The organism is Salinithrix halophila (assembly GCF_042650125.1).
Taxonomy (GTDB): Bacteria; Bacillota; Bacilli; order Thermoactinomycetales; family DSM-45169; genus Salinithrix; species Salinithrix halophila.
Map to the genome: position 1 here is coordinate 663057 of NZ_JBHSAP010000009.1, position 23845 is coordinate 686901.

General features: G+C 49.7%; 24 protein-coding genes. 8 read left to right on the forward strand and 16 right to left on the reverse strand.

The window, feature by feature from the left end; genetic code table 11:
* The first annotated feature begins 2 nt into the window (after positions 1-2).
* The 3 genes from ACFOUO_RS09560 (at position 3) to ACFOUO_RS09570 (ending at position 4583) form a co-directional block, all read left to right on the forward strand.
* Complete coding sequence (locus tag ACFOUO_RS09560) at positions 3-1937, forward strand: TOMM precursor leader peptide-binding protein (RefSeq protein WP_380704826.1); 1935 nt, start codon at positions 3-5, stop codon at positions 1935-1937.
* Positions 1938-1959: 22 nt separating this feature from the next.
* Positions 1960-3528: a SagB family peptide dehydrogenase gene (locus tag ACFOUO_RS09565; protein ID WP_380704576.1), complete on the forward strand. Its 1569-nt coding sequence runs from the start codon at positions 1960-1962 to the stop codon at positions 3526-3528.
* Between the two features lie 467 nt (positions 3529-3995).
* Entirely contained in the window at positions 3996-4583 is a 588-nt protein-coding gene (locus ACFOUO_RS09570; protein WP_380704578.1) for a hypothetical protein, read from the forward strand.
* 176 nt (positions 4584-4759) lie between these two features.
* Here ACFOUO_RS09570 and ACFOUO_RS09575 read toward each other — a convergent pair whose 3' ends face one another.
* Positions 4760-5386 (reverse strand): biotin transporter BioY, encoded by a 627-nt coding sequence (locus ACFOUO_RS09575; RefSeq protein WP_380704580.1) that lies wholly within the window; start codon positions 5384-5386, stop codon positions 4760-4762.
* Between the two features lie 51 nt (positions 5387-5437).
* Positions 5438-6322, reverse strand: coding sequence for a polyamine aminopropyltransferase (gene speE / locus ACFOUO_RS09580; RefSeq protein ID WP_380704582.1), 885 nt, complete (start codon positions 6320-6322; stop codon positions 5438-5440).
* A 135-nt stretch (positions 6323-6457) separates the two neighbouring features.
* Between speE and ACFOUO_RS09585 the strand changes: the two genes are divergently transcribed.
* Positions 6458-7225, forward strand: coding sequence for a S1C family serine protease (locus ACFOUO_RS09585; RefSeq protein ID WP_380704584.1), 768 nt, complete (start codon positions 6458-6460; stop codon positions 7223-7225).
* A gap of 74 nt (positions 7226-7299) precedes the next feature.
* Here the strand turns inward: ACFOUO_RS09585 and ACFOUO_RS09590 are convergent, their stop codons facing one another.
* Positions 7300-7965 carry a B3/B4 domain-containing protein gene (locus tag ACFOUO_RS09590; RefSeq protein WP_380704586.1) on the reverse strand — a complete coding sequence of 222 codons (666 nt, stop codon included), beginning with the start codon at positions 7963-7965 and terminating at the stop codon, positions 7300-7302.
* Positions 7966-8165: 200 nt separating this feature from the next.
* On the reverse strand, positions 8166-8612 hold the full coding sequence (locus ACFOUO_RS09595; protein WP_380704588.1) for a hypothetical protein: 447 nt from the start codon (positions 8610-8612) through the stop codon (positions 8166-8168).
* A gap of 129 nt (positions 8613-8741) precedes the next feature.
* On the opposite strand from ACFOUO_RS09595, the gene ACFOUO_RS09600 reads away from it, so the two are divergent.
* Positions 8742-10196: a M1 family metallopeptidase gene (locus tag ACFOUO_RS09600; RefSeq protein WP_380704829.1), complete on the forward strand. Its 1455-nt coding sequence runs from the start codon at positions 8742-8744 to the stop codon at positions 10194-10196.
* A gap of 316 nt (positions 10197-10512) precedes the next feature.
* On the opposite strand, the gene ACFOUO_RS09605 is transcribed toward ACFOUO_RS09600, so the two are convergent.
* The 5 genes from ACFOUO_RS09605 to ACFOUO_RS09625 form a co-directional block, all read right to left on the reverse strand.
* Positions 10513-11715 (reverse strand): Ger(x)C family spore germination protein, encoded by a 1203-nt coding sequence (locus tag ACFOUO_RS09605; RefSeq protein WP_380704590.1) that lies wholly within the window; start codon positions 11713-11715, stop codon positions 10513-10515.
* Positions 11693-12802 carry a GerAB/ArcD/ProY family transporter gene (locus ACFOUO_RS09610; RefSeq protein WP_380704592.1) on the reverse strand — a complete coding sequence of 370 codons (1110 nt, stop codon included), beginning with the start codon at positions 12800-12802 and terminating at the stop codon, positions 11693-11695. Before ACFOUO_RS09610 ends, ACFOUO_RS09605 begins: the two co-directional genes overlap by 23 nt.
* Before the next feature lie 4 nt (positions 12803-12806).
* Positions 12807-14390, reverse strand: a complete 1584-nt coding sequence (locus tag ACFOUO_RS09615) for a spore germination protein (RefSeq protein WP_380704594.1) — start codon at positions 14388-14390, stop codon at positions 12807-12809.
* A gap of 249 nt (positions 14391-14639) precedes the next feature.
* Complete coding sequence (locus ACFOUO_RS09620) at positions 14640-15023, reverse strand: hypothetical protein (RefSeq protein ID WP_380704596.1); 384 nt, start codon at positions 15021-15023, stop codon at positions 14640-14642.
* A 176-nt stretch (positions 15024-15199) separates the two neighbouring features.
* Positions 15200-15427 (reverse strand): hypothetical protein, encoded by a 228-nt coding sequence (locus ACFOUO_RS09625; RefSeq protein WP_380704598.1) that lies wholly within the window; start codon positions 15425-15427, stop codon positions 15200-15202.
* A gap of 269 nt (positions 15428-15696) precedes the next feature.
* Between ACFOUO_RS09625 and ACFOUO_RS09630 the strand changes: the two genes are divergently transcribed.
* Positions 15697-16035, forward strand: coding sequence for a hypothetical protein (locus ACFOUO_RS09630; RefSeq protein WP_380704600.1), 339 nt, complete (start codon positions 15697-15699; stop codon positions 16033-16035).
* A 98-nt stretch (positions 16036-16133) separates the two neighbouring features.
* Here the strand turns inward: ACFOUO_RS09630 and ACFOUO_RS09635 are convergent, their stop codons facing one another.
* Positions 16134-17498 (reverse strand): YheC/YheD family endospore coat-associated protein, encoded by a 1365-nt coding sequence (locus tag ACFOUO_RS09635; protein WP_380704602.1) that lies wholly within the window; start codon positions 17496-17498, stop codon positions 16134-16136.
* A 484-nt stretch (positions 17499-17982) separates the two neighbouring features.
* Positions 17983-19053: a YheC/YheD family protein gene (locus ACFOUO_RS09640; RefSeq protein ID WP_380704604.1), complete on the reverse strand. Its 1071-nt coding sequence runs from the start codon at positions 19051-19053 to the stop codon at positions 17983-17985.
* Between the two features lie 171 nt (positions 19054-19224).
* Between ACFOUO_RS09640 and ACFOUO_RS09645 the strand changes: the two genes are divergently transcribed.
* Positions 19225-19560 carry a DUF1360 domain-containing protein gene (locus ACFOUO_RS09645; protein WP_380704606.1) on the forward strand — a complete coding sequence of 112 codons (336 nt, stop codon included), beginning with the start codon at positions 19225-19227 and terminating at the stop codon, positions 19558-19560.
* 54 nt (positions 19561-19614) lie between these two features.
* Here ACFOUO_RS09645 and sat read toward each other — a convergent pair whose 3' ends face one another.
* From sat to ACFOUO_RS09660, 3 genes are all read right to left on the reverse strand, one after another.
* Positions 19615-20778 (reverse strand): sulfate adenylyltransferase, encoded by a 1164-nt coding sequence (gene sat, locus ACFOUO_RS09650; RefSeq protein WP_380704608.1) that lies wholly within the window; start codon positions 20776-20778, stop codon positions 19615-19617.
* A gap of 37 nt (positions 20779-20815) precedes the next feature.
* Positions 20816-21571, reverse strand: coding sequence for a phosphoadenylyl-sulfate reductase (locus ACFOUO_RS09655; RefSeq protein WP_380704610.1), 756 nt, complete (start codon positions 21569-21571; stop codon positions 20816-20818).
* A 153-nt stretch (positions 21572-21724) separates the two neighbouring features.
* Positions 21725-22393 (reverse strand): FMN-dependent NADH-azoreductase, encoded by a 669-nt coding sequence (locus ACFOUO_RS09660; RefSeq protein ID WP_380704612.1) that lies wholly within the window; start codon positions 22391-22393, stop codon positions 21725-21727.
* Between the two features lie 171 nt (positions 22394-22564).
* Here ACFOUO_RS09660 and ACFOUO_RS09665 point away from each other — a divergent pair, with 171 nt between their 5' ends.
* Entirely contained in the window at positions 22565-23005 is a 441-nt protein-coding gene (locus ACFOUO_RS09665; RefSeq protein ID WP_380704614.1) for a YtoQ family protein, read from the forward strand.
* Between the two features lie 95 nt (positions 23006-23100).
* Here ACFOUO_RS09665 and ACFOUO_RS09670 read toward each other — a convergent pair whose 3' ends face one another.
* Positions 23101-23403 (reverse strand): spore coat protein GerQ, encoded by a 303-nt coding sequence (locus ACFOUO_RS09670; protein WP_380704615.1) that lies wholly within the window; start codon positions 23401-23403, stop codon positions 23101-23103.
* A 12-nt stretch (positions 23404-23415) separates the two neighbouring features.
* Positions 23416-23838 carry a cell wall hydrolase gene (locus ACFOUO_RS09675; RefSeq protein ID WP_380704617.1) on the reverse strand — a complete coding sequence of 141 codons (423 nt, stop codon included), beginning with the start codon at positions 23836-23838 and terminating at the stop codon, positions 23416-23418.
* Between the last annotated feature and the right edge of the window lie 7 nt (positions 23839-23845).

Genomic DNA, 23845 nt, shown 5'->3' on the forward strand with positions numbered 1-23845 from the left:
GCATGGTGGCAGTTGTTGGAGAGGGACTGTTAGCGGACTTCGTGTTTGGAAAACTATCCACCGAGTACCAGGTCATTCGCTGGAACGATTGGACAGCAGTAGAGGCGGAAAAAGCGGACTTGGCTTTGGTACTGCACGATTCCTGGGACCCTTCCGTTCATCACCAGGCGGAAGAGGTGATTCGGGGAGCCGGCATCCCTTGGCTGCGCGGCTTTGTTTCCTTCGGAGAAGGAGTGGTCGGACCGTTGGTTCGTCCAGGAACACCAGGATGCTCCCGATGTGCGGACACTCGACTCCTCGTTGCCGGACCCGACTCACAAAAGAGGTCGCGACTGCAACAGAAACTGGCAGCTCAAGGGGGAATCGTCCGTGATCCATGGTCTTCACGTACGGCTCTTTTACAAATGGCCTACTTACTGGATACAGAAGCACGGAAGGTAATACAAGGCAGTCGGTCCCATTTGGATGAGGGTGTCTTTATCATCCACCTGAAAACCCTTGGGATCTCTCGTCACTTCTTTTTGCCTGACCCGTTGTGTTCAGTTTGCAGCCGACTGCCTGACGATTCTTCAGCTGCATCCAGTATTCACCTGCAACCGAGTCCGAAGGTCAGTCGTAACCGTTACCGCTCTCGCTCCATCAAGGATCTGAAGGACATTCTGGTCAAAGACTATCTAGATCATCGAACCGGCATTTTGAACGGGAAAATGCATGATCTGGCCTCAACCTTCGCCGATGCGGGTGTAAAGTTACCGTTGTTTGCGGGAGATGAAGGAACAGGTGGACGGACTCATTCCTATACAGATAGTGAATGTACGGCTATTTTGGAAGGACTGGAGCGCTACTGCGGTTTAGAACCTCGAGGCAAGCGGATAACGATCCATGATCGTTACCAAAATCTGAGGGATCAAGCGCTAAACCCCCTAAAGGTCGGGGTGCACGCAAAGGAACAATATGACCAACCCCATTTTCCGTTCAAACCCTTTGATCCCGACCGTCCGATCCATTGGGCATGGGGTTATTCATTGTTACAAGAGCGGCCTATTCTGGTTCCAAAATCCCTCGCTTATTTCGGCCCGTGTGGAGGGGAAAGCTTTGTCTTTGAAACTTCCAATGGATGCGCCTTAGGAGGAACGTTGGAGGAAGCCATTTTCTACGGCCTTTTAGAAGTCGTGGAACGCGACTCATTCTTGATGACTTGGTACGCCCAGTTGCCTGTGCCGAGATTGGATCCGGCTTCCGCCGATGACCGGGAACTGCAGTTAATGATCGATCGGTTCCAAACCGTGACAGGGTATCATCTCAGCTTCTTTAATACGACGATGGAAAACAGCATTCCCAGCGTGTGGGTCGTAGCACAAAACCAAACGTTGCAGGGAGCTCACCTTATCTGTGCAGCTGGGGCTCATCTCGACCCTATACGAGCGGTAAAAAGTGCAATCCATGAATTGTCTAGCACGATGGTGATGATAAATAAGCAATATGAGGCAAAGAAGGAAAAAGTGAAGCTCATGTTCCACGATTCGTCCCTCGTTCGGCAGATGGAGGATCATTCCTTACTGTACGGTTTACCGAAAGCCCAGGAGCGTCTGCAATTTTTGCTGGATAAAAACCGCCCGTTGAGAAGGTTTGACGAGGAATTCAAGCGGACAACTCAACATAGGGATCTCACAAAAGATCTCAAGAATATCCTTCAAAGGTTCTATCAGTTGAACCTGGATGTGATTGTGGTAAACCAGACAACGCCGGAAATCCATCGAAACGGTCTCTTTTGCGTGAAAGTGCTGATCCCGGGGATGTTGCCGATGACCTTCGGGCACCACCTGATCCGCTTAGAAGGGCTGGAAAGGGTATTGAGGGTACCGGTGGAACTCGGATATACCAAACAGCCCCTGACCTTGGATCAGCTCAATCCGCATCCGCATCCGTTTCCATAAGCCGTGATCGGGAGGGGACAGGATGAGTCTGGAAGCATTTCTTCACCAGTTGCATTTTGAGATTTCCAAGACCCAACCACCTGACTGGGAGGTGGACTGGGAAGACGCACCTTTGCCGTATAAACTCTACCGGGGATTGCCTGTAATCCCGCTCTCTTCGGAAGTACCGCTGACGCTTAAAGAAAGGGAAACGCCCGTAAAGCCTGCCCTTCGAGAAATCAGTCATTTTCTTTGGTATGTATTTGGGGTTACGCAATGCTTCCAGTCATTCCATCCCCTAAATCCCAGGGAACAAAAGATCCCCATGTACCGACGGTTTGTCCCCTCCGGGGGGGCTCTGTATCCGAATGAACTGTACGTGTATTTGAAAATCGAGGATCTCCCCCACGGGATCTACCACTATGATGGAGCCCATCACCGTTTGGTGTTGATACGCAAAGGTAATTTTGATTCTTATCTGACCCGGACTCTCGGTAATCGGTGTGACGTATCCGCTTGTTTTGCCTTGGCTTTTGTGTCCGTCATGTTTTGGAAAAATTTCTTTAAATACAAATACTTGGCTTACCGTCTGCAAGGGTTAGATACGGGAGTGTTGATCGGACAGTTGCTAGAAGTGGCGAGACGTTTTGGGTTCGCCTCAGGGGTGTACTTCCAATTTCTTGATCGGGCTGTTCATCACTTGCTCGGGCTGACCGAACGGGAGGAAAGCGTGTACGCGATGATTCCACTATCGGCAGAGGAGGGAATCACTTGGTTTGCTGACAGGAATCATCGAGGAGCGGTCTCTGCCACAGAATTATGCGAGGAGATAACTTTAGTCCGGCATGATTATGAGGTTCGCTCGAAGCGGATCAGAGAATATCAGATGTTAACCAGGATAAATGAAGCATCCCTATTTGAATCAACGTCAGCATTTCGAACGGTAAACAGTGAAAAAAACAGAAGCCAAAAAGGCCAGATAGTGGCTCTGCCCCATGTAAACCGGTTGTCGTATGATCTAGCACAAGCCTGCCGAAAACGGATTTCACCGGGTACAGACTTTGTTTTGGAGAAGATGGGCCAAGGACAATTAGCTTCGCTGTTGCGAGAGGCGACGGCTTCCTTCTTGTATCGGAACGATTTGGATGAGGCGCTGGAGGATTCTATGCCCCGTGTCTCATTGGTCGGATGTTTGTATGGAGTGGAAGGCATCCCGGATGGGGCTTATTCCTATGACAGGACCGATCATGCATTGCGGCGAGTCCGTTCCGAGGATCAAAGACCCCGACTTCAGCAGGAAATGTCCCAGCACACTGTAAACCTGTCTCAAGTACCCCTCTGCCTGCATGTAGCAGGGGACCGGAATCACCTTAAAAGGGCATTGGGGTACCGAGGGTATCGCATCCAACAGATGGAGGCTGGGATGCTTGTGCAACGTTTACTCCTGGTAGCGTCCGCCCTTGGGATGGGAGGGCACCCTCTGCTTGACTTTCATACAAATTCCTGTGATGAATTGTACAAAATAGATTCTCAAGGGAAAACCACCCTGATCCAAATCCCCATCGGACCCTATCGTCTTCGCCCGTGGTTGCAGGCGAGTTTACATCGTTAGGGGTACCCCTCAGTGGTCGTAGGAATGACCATCATCATTTATCGGTCTCCTTCCTTCGTTATATAAGCTGGTATATGATTAAACCGAGGTGAATGCTGATGAGGAAATGGGCTTGGAATGCGATAGGTATCGGGCTAATGATGTCGTTGATGGTGGCTGGATGTGCTTCTGGCAAAGATCAAAGTGAGTCACAGAAAAACATAGATCATGGGGAGATGGAGCAGGAAGAGAGCGGACAAAGGTACTCCCCTTTGTGATAAATGTTCAATAGCCGATGTATGAACGTCCAAAAAGCCGACGGGAATCCCGTCGGCTTTTTGCTGTTTATCGGACGACGATACTCACATGCGGGCAGCCGGACCGCGAGATGGAAATAACATACAATTCCAAACGGGGATTTTTCCCTTGTCAAGTCAGCAGAATAGTTATTGACCGATCAAAAACCAGCATGGTGGAGGGATAAAACCTTGGAAAAACAGGAAAAAGAAATGCAGCGAAAAATCCGCGAAGAAGTCTCGCAAGAGGTATCGGTGGAATTATCTTCCCTTCGAAACCAATTGAAATCGTTAGAGGGGCAACTGAGCAGTCTTCAAACCGGCTCCCAGCAGCAGCAAGGAGCATCACAGGCTCAGCAAAACACTCAGCAGGGCCAAATCGGATCCAGTCAGCAGGTGACCAATCAACTTCTTTCACAGATCCAACAATTTAGTAACCAAGCTCAACAACAATATCAACAATCGGATAATCAACTTCGTAGTTCTATTCAACAAGCCCTTCAAGCTTTAAACAAAGCTTCCCAGTATATTCAAACCAACCAAATCGTTAATCAAGTGAATCAAATCGCAAGCCAGACTCAACAGCAACTGCAACAAATGATTCAACAGCAAGGACAACAAGGGCAACAAGGACAACAGGGACAAGGACAAATGATGCAAGGGGGCCAAACTCCCCAACAAATGCAAGGCGTTCAATCTCAGACTCAACCCCAACAAGGAGCACAGCAGGGACAAGCTCCAAATTTCCAACCCACCCAACAAAAGGTTTATTCGAACTAAACCTTAGTGTGGCTTCCAACAAGGCGAGTTTTTGTCCAAGTCAACTCCGATAAAAATCTTATAAGCCTATCGGAAATATTCCGATAGGCTTTTTCCCACGAAAAATCCCCCTAAAGCAGTAACGTTCACAGGAGTTCCCCTATCTGCTTTAAGAGGTGTATATCCGTTGTTTTTTCTTATTCCTCCGCAACCCTGCGCGGACGTATCACCGGATATGCTCGGTACAGGGCCGGAGCTATGGTAGAAGCCACGACGACTTTGGCGAGATCTCCGGGGATAAATGGCAGAACGCCTGTACTAACAGCAGTTCCCCAGCCGAGCCCAGCCATAAAATGGAGCCAGCCTACCCCACAAGCGAAAATGATCACGCTCCCGAAACCCAAGTGGATCGGTATCAGCTTCCAGAACCGGAGGTTTGGGGCTATCCTCTCCGTCATCCAACCGATTAAGAAAGCTGCGATGGGCCAGCTCCAGATAAAACCCGCCGTGGGACCGATCAGTGCTCCCAACCCACCTTTCCAGCCTGAAAGAACTGGGGCACCGACAGCAGCAAGCAGGATTAACAATCCCATACTGGCCGCCCCTTTGCGCGCACCCAACACAGAACCGGCAAGCATCACGATCAGGGTCTGCAGGGTAATCGGTACCATGGGTAGCGGGATGGAGATCTGTCCCGCTACCGCTGTCATGGCAGCGAACAGAGAAACCAACATCATATCACGAACAGATAACGCCTTCCTGGACAATTCCACTCCACCTCTTCCCGTTTCATCAACCGTAACCAGCATAAAAAATCCGGTCAACGATTGTCAACCGAACCCTTTATTTGGTTAACGATATGCCTTCAGGACCCTTCACTTCTTTAGGTCGAGTAGCTTCTTCACATAGACGGGAAGCTTAAAACACCCCTCCAGCACATCCCGGTTTACATAACGGGTATCTCGATCTTGTAGGCGCTCCCCCACGACCGAGGCCATCGGATCAACTTGTTTAGAGGCGAGAGTGAAGCTCCATATCCCTCCTGGATAGGTGGGAACAGTGGCGAGATAGGTTCGTACGAAGGGAAACAGTTCTCTCAGCGAATCATGGACTCTCTTCATCACATCCGGGTGGAAGACGGGAGATTCACTCTGGCACACCATCATCCCGTCCTCTTTTAACGCCCGATGGACAGCCCGATAAAAAGGCTTCTCAAATAATACCGCAGCCGGTCCCACTGGATCGGAAGAGTCAACAGCTATAACATCGTATTGCGACTCCTGGCGTTCCACAAAGGCCGCCCCGTCCTCGTAGTGAAAACGGATGCGTGGATTGGGATCCCCCCCTGAGATTTCCGGCAGGTGTGTGAGACTCACTTCCACCACCTTGGGGTCGATCTCTACCATATCCACCCTTTCGACAGAAGGGTATTTGACCGCTTCCCCAGCAGCCCCGCAATCTCCGCCCCCGATCAGGCATACCTGTTCTGGATGCGGATGAGTTGCCAGGGGAATATGCGTAATCATCTCGTTATAGATAAATGCGTCCCGCTCTGTCGTTTGGACGATTCCATCCAAAACGAGGGCTTTCCCGAATCCATCCGTCTCCACTACTGCGACTTCCTGAAAAGCGGAGGTTTCCCGGTAAAGGATGCGATTTACCTTCCAGTTCGCCCGGAATCCGAAACGATCTTCGGGGTCAGACAACCAGAGAGCCCCATCCCATTCAACCATGCCTTTTCCCGTCGCTTGTCTGTTCATATGTGCCCTCCCCGTTTTTTGTCATTTCATTTTAGCACATCCTCATTTTCATCCGAATACAGGATAGCCCGAACATCGCCGTTTCCCCGCCATACAATGAAACGAACAAGTTGAACACCCACCAGAGGAGGAAAGGTGTATGGACCCTGTGAACCGGGCGGAGGCAACCCTGCACCGCTTCGTATGAGAAAACCCCAAGGGAAACGCGGTGAAGTCCACTCTCTCGCCTCCCTCCATCCTGCCAATAGCTTTGTCCCGATCATCCGCCGCGTCCGGAGCAGCGTGGTCTCGATATCTGCCCTTGAGGACTCCCGAGCCGTCGCCCAGGGTTTCTGGCAGCGGTTTATGTCCGAGATGCAGCCCCCATCACAAGACCCGGCCAACAGGCAATTCGGCTCCGGATTCGTCATCTCTCCCCAAGGACATATCCTGACAAACCAGCACGTCATCCGCCGTGCCTCCAAGATCCGGGTATCCTTCTACGGCGGAAAACGCCCCCTGGTCGGCGATGTCGTCTGGGAGGACCCGCAACGGGATCTCGCCGTCCTGAAAGTAAGGACCTCCTCCCCCCTTAAACCTCTGATGCTCGGTTCCTCACGGACGACGGAAGTGGGGGAATGGGCGATCGCGATCGGCAATCCCCTCGGCTTAAATCATTCGGTCACCCTCGGGGTGATCAGCGGCAAGGACCGTCCCCTGTCCCTGGAAGATCGCTTCTTCGGCCGGGTCATCCAGACCGATGCCGCCATCAACCCGGGGAACAGCGGCGGACCGCTCCTGAATATTTTCGGGCAGGCCATTGGAATCAATACATTAGTTGTTTATCCTTCCCAGAGCATCAGCTTCGCCATCCCCATTGACGAAGTAAAACCCATGATCCGCTCCTTTCTCGAGCGTGGTTAAAAGCCTCTCCTGTGGGGAGCGGCTTTTTTGTGAAAAACCCTTTAAGCGTAGATCGGAGTTACGAGATACGAGTACTAGAAGACCACCGCCTTTTGCATCGATCCCCCATGAATCTCCAAGAAAGCGGATCCGGCTTCTTCTAGAATGGTTTCCAGCTCGTCCTCCGGCTGAAGTGAAAATACCACTTGAAAACAGCGTCGGGTTTTTTCAGTCACCCGGGTTCGTCGAGAGTCGACATAGGGGCTTCCGAAAGGCCCTCGTTCATCCCGAAGCAGCAGTTTTCCCTCCATAGAAACCTCCCGACCGTTAATTCCCTCGTAGCGATCTGTCGCGTTCCCAACAGTGCAGACGATAGGGGAGTGTATTTGATTACCATCATAACTACCGAAGGGAATATGGGTCTTAAGTGAGAAGAAATTATTCTGATCAACAGCACTATTGACGCCGAATAGGTCTTCTCCCTTCAGGATACGACGAAGAAGGGCTTCCGCTGAAGGACGGTAGCGAGTGGGGGAAACCCCCAATTTTTTGAAGGCATCCCGCCAATGTTGAATTTCCGATAGCTGGGATATTTGCGCTACTTCGATCTCCTCTCTCAACTTATCCACCAGACGGATGCATTTTTCACGTAGATCAGGGGAGGAAGTAATGACCGTACAATGATCAAAGGACAACACACCTAGTTTTAACATGGGTAAGCGTTCCTTCAGCACCGGATCCATGGAAATAACGGGAAACAAGTTACTCACACTCCTCCGAAAATTGGCTACAAGGTCAACGTACCATCTGTCGTTACATTCATTTTATCCCGGTAGCACTCTTTTAATATTTATTCGAGACGCTCTTCTGTAGCCTCTTCAGTGGTCCATTATACTCCGATAAGAAGTGGTTGCTTCCACGCTCCACTTATATAGATATTTAGGGAATTTATGTTTTTATTTCAATTCCCTTCTTTTTTAGATTCTCCCCACTTTTCAAAAATAGTATAAGCCACCGCAAAAACATTAGATAAAATCAAAACAGCACCGAAAGTCAACACAATATCATCAATTATATAATCTAATATATAAATATGAATCACCAACAGAAGAAGGCTCAATAAAAAATCCGATATAAACTTCACTTTTTTATTGACTATTTTCTCCGAGAAAATTTCATAAACAACCCCAATTGATAAACCCTCAAATACATAGAAAAGCATCCCAATCCCAAACCAAATCATCCCCCATACCGACTTGACTTCGATACCTGGAACGACCACCTCCACAACGGAAAAGACTCCAATCAATGCAAGGACAGGTATTGAAATAATGATGATTCCCAAAAAAGTAACACCTGCTAGGGCAAACAACCTATCTCCAATTCCTATACTTTTTACCCATCTCATCCACCTCTCATTAATGTTGACTCGATGAACATAATTTATCTTTATAATTATATTTTACCAAAAGGTAAACCTCCAATTTAGCCGAAGATGTTTCTATCTACTTTTTTGAGGTTGACCTGTTTGAACAACATGAAAGTCATGATCTTTATTTTTCTAGCTATAGCCCTAACAACTGGTACGATCCTACATTTCACCAACCAGCCCAATGAAGAGAAAACCACCCCCAAAACAGAGGTTCAAGCAGACAAACCGGACAAACCGAAATTGGCCGACATCGTACAACCTGAGCTGTATGGACCCACTGGAGCCGTTTATGACATCGATGTCACCTACGATATGGAGGGTCACCGGATCAAAGGGGACTTGTCTGTCCGCTTTCTCAATAATACGGAGAAGACCCTCAAGGAGATTCACTTCAATGTGTGGGGGAACGACAAAACCTTCCGCAAAAACGGCGGAGGCGTGATCGTGGATCAGGTAAAGGTGAACCAAGAGTTATCCACTTTCGACATGGAAAAGGAAACGGATCTTGTTATCTCGGGACTCTCTCTAAAACCCAATCGGCAATACTCCGTGGACATGAAATTTACCGTCCACGTTCCCAAACAGCAAAATCGCTTCGGCTGGGATGGAACCACCGTCTCTCTTGGGAACTGGTTCCCCATCCTAGGTGTTTATGAAAAAGGAACGGGCTGGGATATCGATCCCTATTATCAGGAGGGAGACTCCTTCTACTCCCTGAATAGTGACTTCAATGTCACAGTGACCACCGACAAATCCCTGAAAATCGCTACTACCGGCATCTCAGTTGGAGAACCAAAGGTGAATGGGCAAACAGCGGTTCATCAGTTTAAAGCTGAAAATGTCCGTGATTTTGCGATGCAGATGGATCCTACCTATAAGGTGAAAAGTAAAAAAGTGGATGATGTAACGGTTAACCTATACTATTTGGAGAAACATACGCCCTACGTCAATCAACTGCTCTCCGACGGCGTCGGAAGCATGAATTTATTCGAAGAAAAGTTCGGCGACTATCCTTGGCCGGAACTTGACATTGTCACCATGCACGGCTGGTTCGGGGGGATGGAGTACCCGCAGTTAGTGATGATTTCCGTCACTGACAAGACCCAAAATTACCTATCGATGATCACGGCTCACGAAGTCGCCCACCAGTGGTTTTACGGGGTTGTCGGAAATAATCAATATGACGAACCCTGGCTGGATGAATCACCCACTCATTTTGCCGCTCTGCTTTATGAAGAAAAACTAAATCAATTGGACTCGGTGGTACCTGTTCCCAAAGGAAAATATCGACTTAATTCCTCCATCTCTGTTTATGACACCGGTCATCCACAGGCCCCACAGATGTTCCATCACATGATATATATGTACGGGGGACGTACCATCAACGACTTACGCAAGGAGTTAGGGCACAAAACCTTCTATCGCGCCGTGAAGACCTATGTAAAACAATACCGATTCGGTGTGGCCACTACAGAGGATTTCATACAAACCATGGAGAAGGAGAGTGAAAGGGATTTGTCCGTTTTTTTCAAGAATCACCGGGTACTCCCGTCTCACTAAACGAACAGAAAAAAGAGTCAAAGACAACCAAGAAAATGAAAGCTGCTGACAAAAGTTAGCAGTTCGGATACGATCTGCATCGCTGCCGTTCCATTTGCGGCATTCATCATAAAACTCACTCTCCAAGCCAACCAAACCTAAGCTTGAATCCATCGGCCCATTTGATCAATTGCTTTAAAGAGATACAAAATCCAGTCTCCCTATTTTGTATTAAGATAACGGTAAAAGGCAAACCTCACTCAAAAGTAAGTCACCAGTTAAAAGCCGCTCTTGCAGGGAGCGGCTTTTTTTGTCCATATCGAGAATTTGCAGTCCATTACTTCGTCCCTTTTGTCCCGAACTCAACAACATGGGCTTTTACATGAACGTCAATCGGTATGCGGCTGAAGTGTTTGTCCCAGTCTTTTTTTTCTTTCATCCACATCTGGGGATAAGCGATGCTCAGCTGTTTACCAAATCCCGCCACATCCACTTTCAATTGTTTTTGGGTCTTATTCAACGCCTTATCCACCACGAGTTTGATTTGTTTTTCCGTCGCTTTCTCCGCTTTTTTCAGCAACTTCTCAAAGGCATTTCCTGGAACGAGCCAATCCTCTCCCAATCGGCCTTGCGTTTCAATGTTGACAGTAAAACGCAGCTTCCCTCCTTTAATTTCCGGAAGGATTTGGGTCTTGTACGATTGAATTTCGTAATCGATCAGCTCCTTCGATCGTTCTTCTACCCCTTCAATGACCCCTTCTTCTCCCTTTCCTGTCAGCCAGTTGATTCCCTGAATTTCCTCTTCATCGAGCCAGCCGGCTAGCCGTTTCGTCTTTCCCTTGATCACCGCAGCTCCGCTTATTTTCACTTCTCTATGGTCCGGCACCACTTGTTGCAGCAAAAAACTGCTCTCTTCCACCATTTTTTGGGATACATCTTTTAGTTTCATCACGGGAGCCATTCGGAAAGAACGATCGACGTTTTCCGAAAGGTCCGATAGATGAATCGCCGGCAAATCTTCGATGGGGGGGACAATATTGAGAACATCTCGTCCTTTCCCTGTGGCAACCATCACTTTGACTGTTCTCCTCACCGATTGATCCCGCAGAAATAAATTAAGCAGTCGGTGTAGACCAAAGGATCGAGCCGCATCCTCACCAATCACAATCACCTTGATATGCTGACCAAAGGGCGGGCGATCGATTCGCATTGACTGGTAATCCCGGGCGATCATATACAGTGTGTCGCCCTCGCTCGTCTGATTGTAAAAAGCAGATTTTTGTGCCCCTCCCCCTCTTTCCCCGCCACCAATCACCTCTGGAACGATATATTGCTGGGTCAAGGTCACCCGGTGTCTCCTTCCTCCTCGTTGTTCCACCGCTTCTTCTCTGTCCTCCGGGTGATCTGGCTTGTCAATCGCTTCACCCACCAAGATGCCGAGATCTTCGACCTCCACGCGGTCCCAGCACCCCGGGAGGATAGGGAGGAAACAGAGAAGCAGTAATAGGGATACTTTCTTAACGTGCGGAACTTTGTTCACGGATTTTCCTCCTTATAAACACGACGCACCAAAGAATAGCCGGTACGACCCCCGCTAAAAAATAAGCCGCATAACCCAGATAATCCCCAAACGTAAATAACTCCGTTAAATCTTGCGGAAGCATCGCCCCGATATAAATCGCAGGCAACAGTCCGTAGGTCCAATACTGATGGTTTTTCCTTACCAATTGGCCCATCCCTAAAGCTGCAAAATAGTAAAACAGGACAAATGTAGTAAAGATTTCAATTGTCCACATCGTGATAAAGAAAGTCTCAAATCGCTCGAAGAAGGCCGCGGGAAACTCGACAGCTCGGGTCATCTCCATTGTGGGCCACGTCATTGTCCTTAGGTCTTCCGTCCCAAAGGAGCCGATGGCCACCAATACCAGCGCCGTATAGAAGATAAGAGGGATACTGATCCCGATGAAAACGGATCGGGTCGCGAGAACCGGCTTTTTCATAAACGCTGTCAGGAGCAGCATAATTTCAAATCCCGAATAGGAAAGAGCGGTAGCCTTCAATCCCTTGATCAACGGCGTCACGCCACGTCCGAGAACAGGCCTCAAGTTATCCAGCTCAAAATTCTGTAAGCTGAGGACGATCACCAGCACAAAAATAATCATCGTCAGGGGCAGCAGAAACTGAAACAGGCGCACCATCGGATTGATACCGCCGATCACCAAGTAAGTGCTAACGCTCAAAAAGCTGATAATCAGCACTTCGATCGGTGTCTGTTCCAGCAAAAAGACATGGAGCACCTCCGCCAGCGACCGCGCTTGATACCCCGCCTCCCCGACAAAATACAGGATCATAATCCCGCTAAACAACCACCCTAAAAATTTTCCCGCGATTTTTTGATTAAATTGATAAAACGTCTGATCGGGGTATTTCCGTGACAAAGCCGCAAGCATGTATCCGAGGATCAGGGAGATGACTCCACCAAGAATCACATCGATCCAAGCATCTGGTGTTCCCGTTTCATCGGTTGCCACCCGTGCCAATGTCAGGATACCCGTCCCAAAAATCATACTGATGATGGTAACCGTTGCTTGCAACGAGGAAATTCGGTCTTCAGCACGAATCTGCATCCCTTTAGCCCTCCTCTATGGGATCAAGCCGGCTCTTCATGCGGGCCTCCTCTTCCGGATCCAAGAGTTTGGGACGCCTTTTCATCCGAAACAGCGGCATCCGATAGAAAAAATCCTTCCAATCCCGCGGACGATAGGGAGCTAAGGGACTGGTGTAATGGACGCCAAAACTCTTTAATTTGACCAGATGGATACTGACCATGAGGAAAAACAAGATAATTCCGTACAACCCCAGCACAGCAGCCGTAAACATGGCGAGAAAACGCAGCATCCGCAAGGAAATTCCTGCCCCGTATTGGGGGACGGCAAAGGAAGCCACCGCGGTGCTCGCCACCACAATGACCATGACCGGACTGACAATACCTGCTGTTACCGCCGCCTCCCCGATCACCAACCCCCCCACAATCCCGACCGCTTGCCCGATTTGTTTTGGCAAACGGAGACCGGCTTCCCGCAATACCTCGATCATAACTTCCATCATGAATGCTTCGATAAAGGAAGGAAACGGCACTCCTTCCCTGGTTGCAGCGATTGATATCACCAGTTTGGTTGGGATCAGTCCCTGGTGGTAGGAAACGAGAGCAATATAAAGGGCGGGCAAAAATAATGTAATTAACGTTGCACCAAAGCGCATCAGCCGGATCAGCGTACCGATCAGCCACCGCTCATAATAATCTTCCGGCGCTTGAAGCAGCATGGAAAACGTGACCGGGACGATCAATACCGAAGGCGTCCCGTCCAGCAATATGGCCACTCTTCCCTCCATCAGAGCCGCCATGACCCGATCGGGACGCTCTGTATTCTGCACTTGAGGGAAGGGGGATAAATAGTTATCCTCAATCAACTGCTCGATAAAACCCGATTCCTGCAAGTCGTCGATATCGATCCTTTCGACGCGGCGCTTTACTTCGTTGACTAAATCCCCGTTGGCGATTCCTCTGATATAAACCACGCTTAATTGATGCTTGGAGCGGCGCCCAATCTGGTAGTTGACCATGGTGAAATCCGGGTCTTTGATTCGGCGTCGAAGAAGAACGATGTTTTGATTCAGGCTCTCAACAAATCCGTCTCGCGGTCCCCGCACCACGGATTCTGTAATCGGCTCTTCGGGAGTCCGCGTTTTCCAGCCGGGTGTGAGATAAACCAACACCTGCTCGCTTCCTTCGATCAACAGGATGGTATTCCCCGACAAGACCTCCAAGATGCAATCGTCTAAGGTATCGACCTCTTTATCTTTATGGATCCTCACGATGCTTTCCATTTCGTCCTTCAACCTGGAAACGTCCTCAAAATCTTCCGGAACGTCCGTTTCCGTCGATGGAGACATCAGCGGTTTTAACAGGTGTTCCTGCACAGCGGTCGTATCCGATAACCCGCTGACATAAATCACCGCTGCTCGAATCCTCGTCTTTCTTACCATAAATTCGTGGATTACTACATCAGGAGCGTGACCAATCGCCTGACGGATCTCCTGCAGATTATGGCTCAGTTCACTGGTTAATAATCCGTGCTTCTCACCTTGTTTCTCGCCTTTTCCATCGGTTCGGGATCGCTTTCTCTTCGCTTTTCTGTTGTTCCATCGGACCACGTTTCATCTCCACCTTCACTAGCGGATCCAAGCAAAAAATTTTGCGATCCCGTAAGGAATGATCCATGCGACTAAAGCCCCCAGCCAAATATCCCATGTCGGGATATGGGAAAGAATCATCTTCCACATATTTACCTCCGTTCCACTTTAATGTAACCGGTGGGATAATCGCCTATTCTTTCCGGCTGGAACGACATCATTAAAAAAAGACCGCCCCAAATAGGGTCGGCCGGTGACACGAATGGTGTTTTAGTCGTGGTCGTCCAGTTTCGCTTCAGCATTGCATTTATTGTCATTCCACCAAGGCTCCTGGCAACGTAAACGAACCCGATATTTGCCTCCATTATCCGTGATTCCCCGCTTAATCGTTCCTTTATCTTTCACTGTGCCACCTGCAACTTTTTGACCATTACCCCTATACACGTCATAGCCTACATTGAGGTTATTTTTCGTGGTTACCGTCAAAGTCATATGGTTCCCGCCGCTGCCACTGGGATTGAGCCAATTTGAATACACGGGGCCACTACCGGTCAGATAGACCCATACGTGTGCAGCATACGCCGCTCCAGCATAGGAACCCATCAGCACTACACCGAGCACAAGGGCCGTCAGCGTCATCTTCATTCTTTTCACTACTCATACCTCCTTTTCTTGTCTTTACTCACTTCGTTGATAAAATTTAAATTCCTTCAATGATTTCCCTTTTCAGGCAAACAGAATAAATTCCTTCCCTATACCTAAAAACGCCCGGAAAGGGATCCTCTCCAGGCGTTCCTTATTTTTATTTCTGCCTCTATACCGTAGTCGTTTTAATGACCCTCTGGGTTTTCCACCTTATGCCCATAATGTTGTTTGACGTTTTCCACAGAGTCCCCGTCAATGAGATAGTCACCATGGGGTGTGCTGAGGGTAATGAGCCGTTGCTCCAGATCAAAGGTCGTATCCCCTAAATGGATCTCATACATCTCACCAGATGCAGTCGTGATAATTAATTCGCCCCATTGTTTTAATCGTTCTTGCACGGATTCCATTTTCATTTGTAGACACCTCTAGTATAAGGGTTGTTTAAGCCTCCAGCTACAAATGTAGTGTTTCAAGTGCCCCCTTCAATTATTCCAAAGGTGCCCTTTCTTTTACCGGCCATCTACTGATCGTGATTCCACCACCATCTGAAAACCCATTTTTTCGTAATTAGGCGATTACCCCTTACCCCATCGACGAATGTCCCATAAACTATCAGGCATCCGCCAATAAGGAAAGGAGGGTAAAGTGACAACAATGGATTTTTCCATGGATCCTCACTTTGATGCTTGGGATATATCGCAGTACGGTTGCAGAAGGATCTGTCGGTATGTCCCTGTCTGTTATTGGGTCCACTATCCCTACCCCCGACGCGTCTGCCGTTGGACCTTGCGTTGTGCTTGGTATTGCCCACCCAGAAGGCGCCCCTGGGAAAGACCTGGAAGGCCTGTATGGCCTGGAAGGCCCGGAAGACCTGGAAGGCCCGGAAGACCTGGAAGACCTGGAAGGCCCAGTGGAGAGTAACACCTCTGGAAAATATACGCCCCCTTTCCGATCCATCATCAAAGCCACCCTTAGGTGGCTTGATTTGTTTTTACGAACGATGAGCCCTTCTCTTTTTTAAGCGGTTTCCGGCCACCCTTGATTTTCTCCGTTGTTCTCCCTTTCTTTTTCCGGCGCCGTCTTCCTTCGCAAGGACAGGTCATAATCATCTCTCCATTTCTATGGAGCTTTGGATAGGGGACGAATGGTTTGCGGAGTAAAACCGGCTAAAGCCTTGGCGTACCGAAAAGGTCCAGACATGATTTCACCCATGATCTTGGTGTCTCTCATCCGATGTAGACTATACCAGGAGTATTTTTTGTTAATCTCCAATATCCAAACGTTTTTGTTCCGGTCGATTACGAGATCGATCGCTACATCCCCATAATGACCTTGGTAAACGCGATCCAGCGCACCGCATACTTCGCAACAGACCTTGCCGACTTGTCGTTCCAGCACCCCAGCTTGTTCTAAATTGAGCTGGTAGATCTGACTCAGCGCCTTACGGGCATATTGCAATTTTTCCAGATTGGCCAGGTTCGTAATGACACTTCCCTTTTTGGCAAACCTGGCGATCATCCCTTTGCAAATCCACTGCTCCTGGCTGTTCTTCTGCATATACGCCCGAAAATCAACCCTCCTATCCCCATGCTTCATTTCAACTGCCTGCTGGATCAAATAGGTTTTTTGATTTCTCAGCCGGTTTAACAGCTGAATCGCTTGCTCCTTGGGGAGGACCGACGTTTTGTTCTGCCCTCTTAACAAGAACCGATACTTGTCTGCTATTTTTTTGACATGAATGACCCCCCATCCCTGGGAACCCATTGCCGGCTTCAGATAAGCGCTGTTTCCGAAGTGGGTTAAAAAACGATCCAATTGTTGAATCCGACCGTTCAATTCTTCCGTGTGGGGAAGGTGTTTCTTTGCCTCCGGATCCCGTTGCATGATCTTCCATAAATCGAGTTTGTGGAAAAAATGATGATTAAAAATACGGTGCTCTCCGATAACTTTAACCAAATCAACATACGTAGCATTGGGGATGCGGATTCTTTTATAAACGGAGCCCGGATACGGGAAAACGCCTTTCACCCAGCGGGAAAGTCCCGGGGGACGCGAGGGATCGTAGTAGTATCCTTTAATCGTGCGAGTTGCCGTGTTGATCGAATCCGCAGAACAGAGATAGATTAATCCCTGAATGGTCTCATATCCGGAGAGCCGACGGATGAATCGGTTTAACTTCTGGGGAGTCATGCCTTCCCGATTCCGGAATGCGATATAGCCGATTACCGGACCGATATGAATCTCTCGGTCATGGATTCGGACTTCATAGGGAAGATGAGCGGGAATCGTAAACCGATCTTTAAAACTAAGGGGTAAGCCTAGATGATCCATCGCCAGACCCGGGTCCGGCTGGATTCTCATTTCTCGGTTCCACGCACCGAAATGAACGGTGGTCGTCGGGGCCGTCAGGTTATGCTGGTGAATAAATCGGGGATGTAAACGTACCGTATCCGTTCCTTTTCGCCGAGCCCATCGGATCTGCACGGGGGAAGTTCCTCCTTGTTTGCCTGGATCATTTCCCGATTATTTGTATGCAGTTGACCCTGCCCTGCCTTAGTCATTTATCTTGGAAGCCGCAAAAACTAGGTATTTAACTAAAAAAATAGACTGAACCCTATTTTCATCACCCTTTCGCTCACCCCTCATAACGTGTCTTTGAAGAGACCACCCAAAGGGGGAAAGACAAATGGGCAGAGCTGCTGCTTGCTGTCCCTGTCTAGCACTGGCAGGGGAGTTTGTGGGAAGAAGAGTGCAGGTTCGCTCCGTTGGGAACGTTGTTGCAGTGGGAGTGTTGCAACCCATCGCACCCGGAGCCCGCGTAATCACGCTGGTGCAAGGCGGGCGAAGGACAAACATTTGCTGCGATAATATCTTTTCAGTCCGGGCAAATCCGTAAGCAAAGAAATGGGCCTGTCCCACCTTCACCCATAACAAAGCGCGCCCAACCGGGTTGGTTGGGCGCCTTGTTCTATGATCGATGTCCATGCTTTTGCCGCCTGCGTTTTTTCTTCGTCAGGTAAGCGGCATATTGCAAGGGGCGGGAATAGTAGGTTCGAATCAACATGGGATTCTCGGATTCTTCGATCAACTGCGTAGAGGGAAAACCGTTCACCTCGATGATCCATGGCTTTCCTTCTCTGTCGACACCGAAGTCCACCGTTATCTCGCCCAGATGTCCGATCTGCCGTTCTAAATGTGCCGCCGTTTGGGTCCCGACCTTCTGCAACTTCTCGATAATCCCTTCATGGCGGGATTCCTCGAATCCGGATTGTTTTAAAACCTCTGGAATCCTTTCCATGTGGGATAAGTGGTTGGTCAGGTGAACGTCTGGATAGGATACCTTGGCGAACCCACCGGTCCCCCTCCACCGTCCGGTACCGTCTTTTTGTACAAAGAACCGGATCTCCGCAAGCTGCTTTTTCACTGGAAGAAGGGGAATCTCCCGTTGCATGATACAAGGAGCCCCACCTACCAACGAACGCAATTTTGCTTCGAATGAATGTCGGTCTTTGAACGAATACGCAGGCGTATTGGATCCTGTATGAATATGAAATACAGCCGGACCTCGGCTTACTTTGTACACCCGCTTTCCTTTATAGCCGTTGCGCGGTTTGACAAACCAGGAAGAACCCGGATTCAAGAGCGCCCGAAGACGCCTGTTTTCAAGAGGAACCGTAAAGGGCAGATAGGGTCTTACCGGCGAAGCGTGCAGAATTTTATAAACCACCCATTTGTCAAAACGGTTTTTTACATTAAAAACGAAACCCTTTCCAATCTCCCGTTCCAACCTCCGGCAAGCACGGGTTTTTGTTGTGAATCGCTTGTTGATCACACAGGAGGGAAACGGGATGGTTCGCTTCACCCATTTCTTTCCCCTTCGACACAATCCTCGGATCACTTTCCGCTCCCAATCCACTCCCTTGTAAGTAAAAGCAAACAACTTTCCTTCCCGGCCCGGATTGTATTTTAGATATTTTTGCAAATAATTTCTTTGGGATATTCCGCTTTTCACCAGGAAGCCTATAAGATCCGTTGCCATAATCTCACCTCGCCATAGAATATGACGAAGCGTTATTAAGGATTGGACCCTTGCCAGCAGGCAAGTTCAATTGGGTAGATTCTCCCCAAAAACGAAGGGTAGACGCCTGCCGTGCCGGGCCACTTCCGTTGACATAAGGTGTTGGGTAGTTGATCTTAGGAGGGGATATGTATGACATGGTTAGAGTTGTTTGTACTCATTCTGGCATCCTACCGCCTTACCCATTTGTTGGTTTACGATACGATCACCTCAGGGCTTCGTTCCCTTTTTATCGACGTCGAGTATGTGCGGGATTCTTCCGATGAACTGGTTAAAAGTTTTACATTTAAAGGGGAAGGATGGCGGAAAAGAGCAGGGATGATCGTCAGCTGTCATTGGTGTGCAGGAATTTGGAGTTCAGCCGTGATCATCGGCCTTTATTCTTTCTTTCCGGGTACATTTGTGATTTGGTTGATTCTCGCAGTAGCCGGGGCTGCCGCTGTGATGGAAGATTGGATGTCAGAGTAGACACAAAAAACCGGAAGGCACGATCCGATCCTTCCAGTTGGTTTCACCATTCCCTTACTCCTTTTTTTGTTCCCGCATCCCTTCGATCAGCACCCGAACCACTTCCGGGCGAGAAAACTCCGGCGGAGGGGTGATACCCTTTTTTAGCATCCCTCTCACCTTGGTTCCGGATAGGATGACATGCTCTGATTCCGGATGGGGACAGGTCTTGTAGGAGGCCATACCGTTACAGCTCCGGCAGTAGAAGCTATGCTCGAAAAAGAGGGGGACAATCCCCAACTCATCGGGACGGAAGGAACGGAAAATCCGTTGAGCGTCGTAGGTACCGTAATAGTCCCCCACCCCGGCATGGTCTCTTCCGACGATGAAATGGGTACAGCCGTAGTTTTTACGCACCAAGGCGTGGAAAATGGCCTCTCGTGGCCCCGCGTACCGCATCGCTGCAGGAAATACTCCCAAAAAAACACGTTCTTTCGGATAATATCCCGCTAGAATCGCTTCATAGCTCTTCATCCGGACATCTGCGGGGATATCATCCGCCTTTGTCTCCCCCACTAGAGGATGGAGGAACAGACCGTCTACCATTTCCAGGGCGGATTTCTGGATATATTCGTGGGCGCGATGGACAGGATTTCGAGTTTGAAAACCCACCACTTGCTCCCACCCGCGTTCTTCAAAAGCTCGGCGGGTCGCCTGCGGTTCAAAGAGACGGCAGTTAAATTGCCCATGATCCGGGAGTCGAAGCAGACGGACAGGGCCCCCCACAACCAAAGGGGACTCTCTTAACAATCGGGAGACTCCCGGGTGTGCAGCATCCCGTGTCCGAAACACCGCCTCCGCTTCCCTCCCGGGGTCGATCCGATAAAGGCTCTCCACCTCGATTACACCGTAAATAAACCCATCCGGCCCTTTGAGGGCGGCTTCCGTCCCCTCACGGACGGAAGCCGCCAACTCCTTATCCACCGGCAAGGTGATCGGCAGACTCCAGACTGTGCCATCGGCCAGCCTCATCTCGTCCCTAACCGCCAAATAATCCTCCTGGTTCATAAAGCCCGTCAACGGTGAAAAAACCCCCGTCCCGATACATTCCAGATCCGATAAGTTCCGGAGGGAGAGCATCAACGTCGGCAATGTCTCCGCCCGCTTTAATTCTTCCGCCTGCTCCTTTTCACCATATCTCCGGTCGACCAAAACCCCGCCGTGGGGTCGGACAGCCATAGGATACCCTCCCACTTTCAGTGATGAAGAGTCGGAATCAATCTTCCTCCTCCTGTTTGGATGGATGCAACCCACATTCCGTTTTGCCGAATCCAGACCACCGTCCTGCCCGGATATCTTCCCCAGGACGGACAGGGCGGGTACACGGAATACAGCCGATGCTGGGGTACATCCGGTCGTGCAAGGGGTTATGAGGAATGTTCCTCTCCTGAATATACCTCCAGACCTCGTCGGAAGTACGATAGGCTAGCGGATTAATCTTAACCAGCCCGAATTGGTGATCCCACTCCACCACCTCCGCCTTCCCCCGACTGGGAGCCTGTTCACGCCGGATACCTGTAATCCAGGCCGTGCGGCCTTTCAAGAAACGGCGCAAAGGCTCGACCTTCCGTACCAGACAGCAGGAATGAGGCTCTCGCTTCCATAGTTCATCGCCCCACAGTTGGGCCTGACGTTCCAACGTATATGCAGGGGTAACACGGATAAAAGAGACTCCACAGGAACCCGCCAAACGGTCCCGGGTCTCATAGGTCTCCGGAAATAACAGATCCGTATCCAAATAAAAGATCGGGACGGTTTGCTCCGGATCGATCCGGGAGAGACGGTAAACCAGGGAGACATCTTCATAACCGAAGCTGCAAGCCAACGCCATCTCCGATCCGAACTCCCCCACCGCCCACTTCAGGATCGAGTCAGGATCTGCTTCTTTTAGCCGGATTGCCGCTTCGGCTACCTGTTCCCGGCTCCATTCCGCCGCCTTGGCGTCATTTCCGGACTTGGTTTCTTCGAACATCAACGATCCCCCCTCCCCTCCTTCCATATTCTGAAAACGCCCAACCGGTCACCCCGTTTCACAAAAAAGGACGCTGTCAAATCAGTTTATGGTGCTTCTGAACATCTGAGTATACAGACAGGCAAAACCGCCCCTATACAGGGACGGTTTTTTTTAGGCTTCAGACTTGAACCTCAGCAGGTTCTCGCCAAGGGCTGCACCGACTTTCCAAGCGCGTGCCATGGCTTGCTTTAAAATGTCTTCCACCTTGTCGGGATATTGATTCATGCCTTCAACGTGAATCGTCTCCACATCGCTGATACCGAGAAAATTGAGCAAGGTGGTCAGGTAACGACCACTGAAGTCCATCGCGTCAGCGGGCGCCTGGCTGTAAACACCACCGGTCGCATGAATGTGAACAGCTCTTTTTCCCTGAAGCAGTCCTACCGGTCCCGCCTCTGTATATTGGAAGGTCTTTCCGGCGATACAGACGGTGTCAATGTACGCTTTCAGCACCGGAGGAAGGCTGAAGTTCCACATCGGGGAAACGAAGACATAGCGGTCGGCGGAGATAAATTGATCCGTCAATTCTGCGATACGGGAAACCTTTGACCGTTCCTCCCCAGTGAGCGAATCAAAGGAGGCACCAGCCGCCAGCTTTCCCCAGGCCGCCATCACATCAGCATCCAGGAAAGGAATCTCCTCACGGTATAAGTCCAGGTGAGTGATTGGATCCTTCGGATGGTTTTCCCGGTAGGCACGGATCAGTTGGCTCCCTGTTTTCAGACCGTAAGAGTCCGCTTCCGCTTTCGGATTAGCGGTAATATAGAGCAATTTACCCATGAGATCTCACCCTTTTTTCGTATTTGGATTTAACTATACATTATATTGTCGCTTACATATTTAAAGTTAATTCAACCACTTACCTTTGTCAAGTGGTTTTTCTCTGGCCCCAGGTATTTGGTACAATGAGAATGATGGATATTTCCCATTCCACAAAAAAGGAGCCTGGATATGGAATTGGTTGTCTATCTGGCTGGACAGATTCATGACGATTGGCGCCAACAACTGCGGCAAAAAGCGGAAGAGCGAGGTCTTCCACTTATCTTTAAAGGCCCCCAAGAAGATCACGACCGCTCAGACTCCATCGGCGAACGAATCAAAGGAGAACAGCCAAATAAGGAATATCGGGATCACACAGCATCCGAGGTGAACAACCTTCGCACCCGAATTTGGATGGAAAAAGCCGATGTCGTCCTCGCCTTGTTTGGGGATCAATACCGTCAGTGGAATACCGCCCTGGACGCCGGTGCTGCCATTCAGGCAGGAAAACCCCTGATCTTGGTTCGTCCCGCGGAACTGATCCACCCCCTGAAAGAACTTGCCCAGCGGGCTCAGGTGGTGGTAGAATCTCCTGAACAGGCCCTAGATGCCCTTGCTTATGTTTTGGAGTAATTCCCTATATACAAAAAGGCCGCCGGATCCTCTACGAGTCCGGCGGCCTGTCCTTTTCCCATCAAAAAAACGCGGCATCTCCTAGAGCCGCGCTCTCACTCCTCGTGACCTAAGGTGGCGGGTTGATTATCGAAAACGATATAATCAACGTCGAGATTATAGAGAACGGTATCCTTCCCAGTCTGTTGATCCCGCACCAGCATAAAATCTCTTCCCACCTGCCGTAGAACACCGGTAAATACCTTGGCATTCCACTGAGGGTTATTTTCGAAAGTCATGTAGACCGTGATCAACTTGCCGATGTTTCTCGACATCAGATCCTCACTGTAATACCTCGTTCGCTGCTGCTGGGACGTAAACCCGCCGTAGGCGGCCATTCCCGGCTGGTTCCAGTACAATTCAACCCCTCCTTAATAGACTCTGGGACATTCTCCTGGCGATGGGTGATAAAAGCAGTGGCTTTTGTAACGTCCACTGTGCGTCTGGTTAAACCAGGTAGCCGGGCAATTCCCTGGCGGCCTGAAGAACCAGAGAGAATACCGACCTGGGTCAAAACGGGCTCCATCAACCACTCGCTGAGCTAGGCGAATCTCCCGACTCCGTGCCTGTTTGTAGAAATAGGGGCGCTGCACCGCCTCAAACCCGCCCGGGGATTGGAAAATCATGTCCCGCAGTGAACGTAGGGCATCAAAATCGAGGCAATCAGAACGAACTCGGTTCACCCCCACATTTCCCACGAGCAACATCCCCAGTTCGCCGTCCCCTTCCGCCTCCGCCCTCATCAACCTCGCCAGGAGCTTAATATCTTTGCTGTTCGTCTTAATGACGGCCATCGAACCA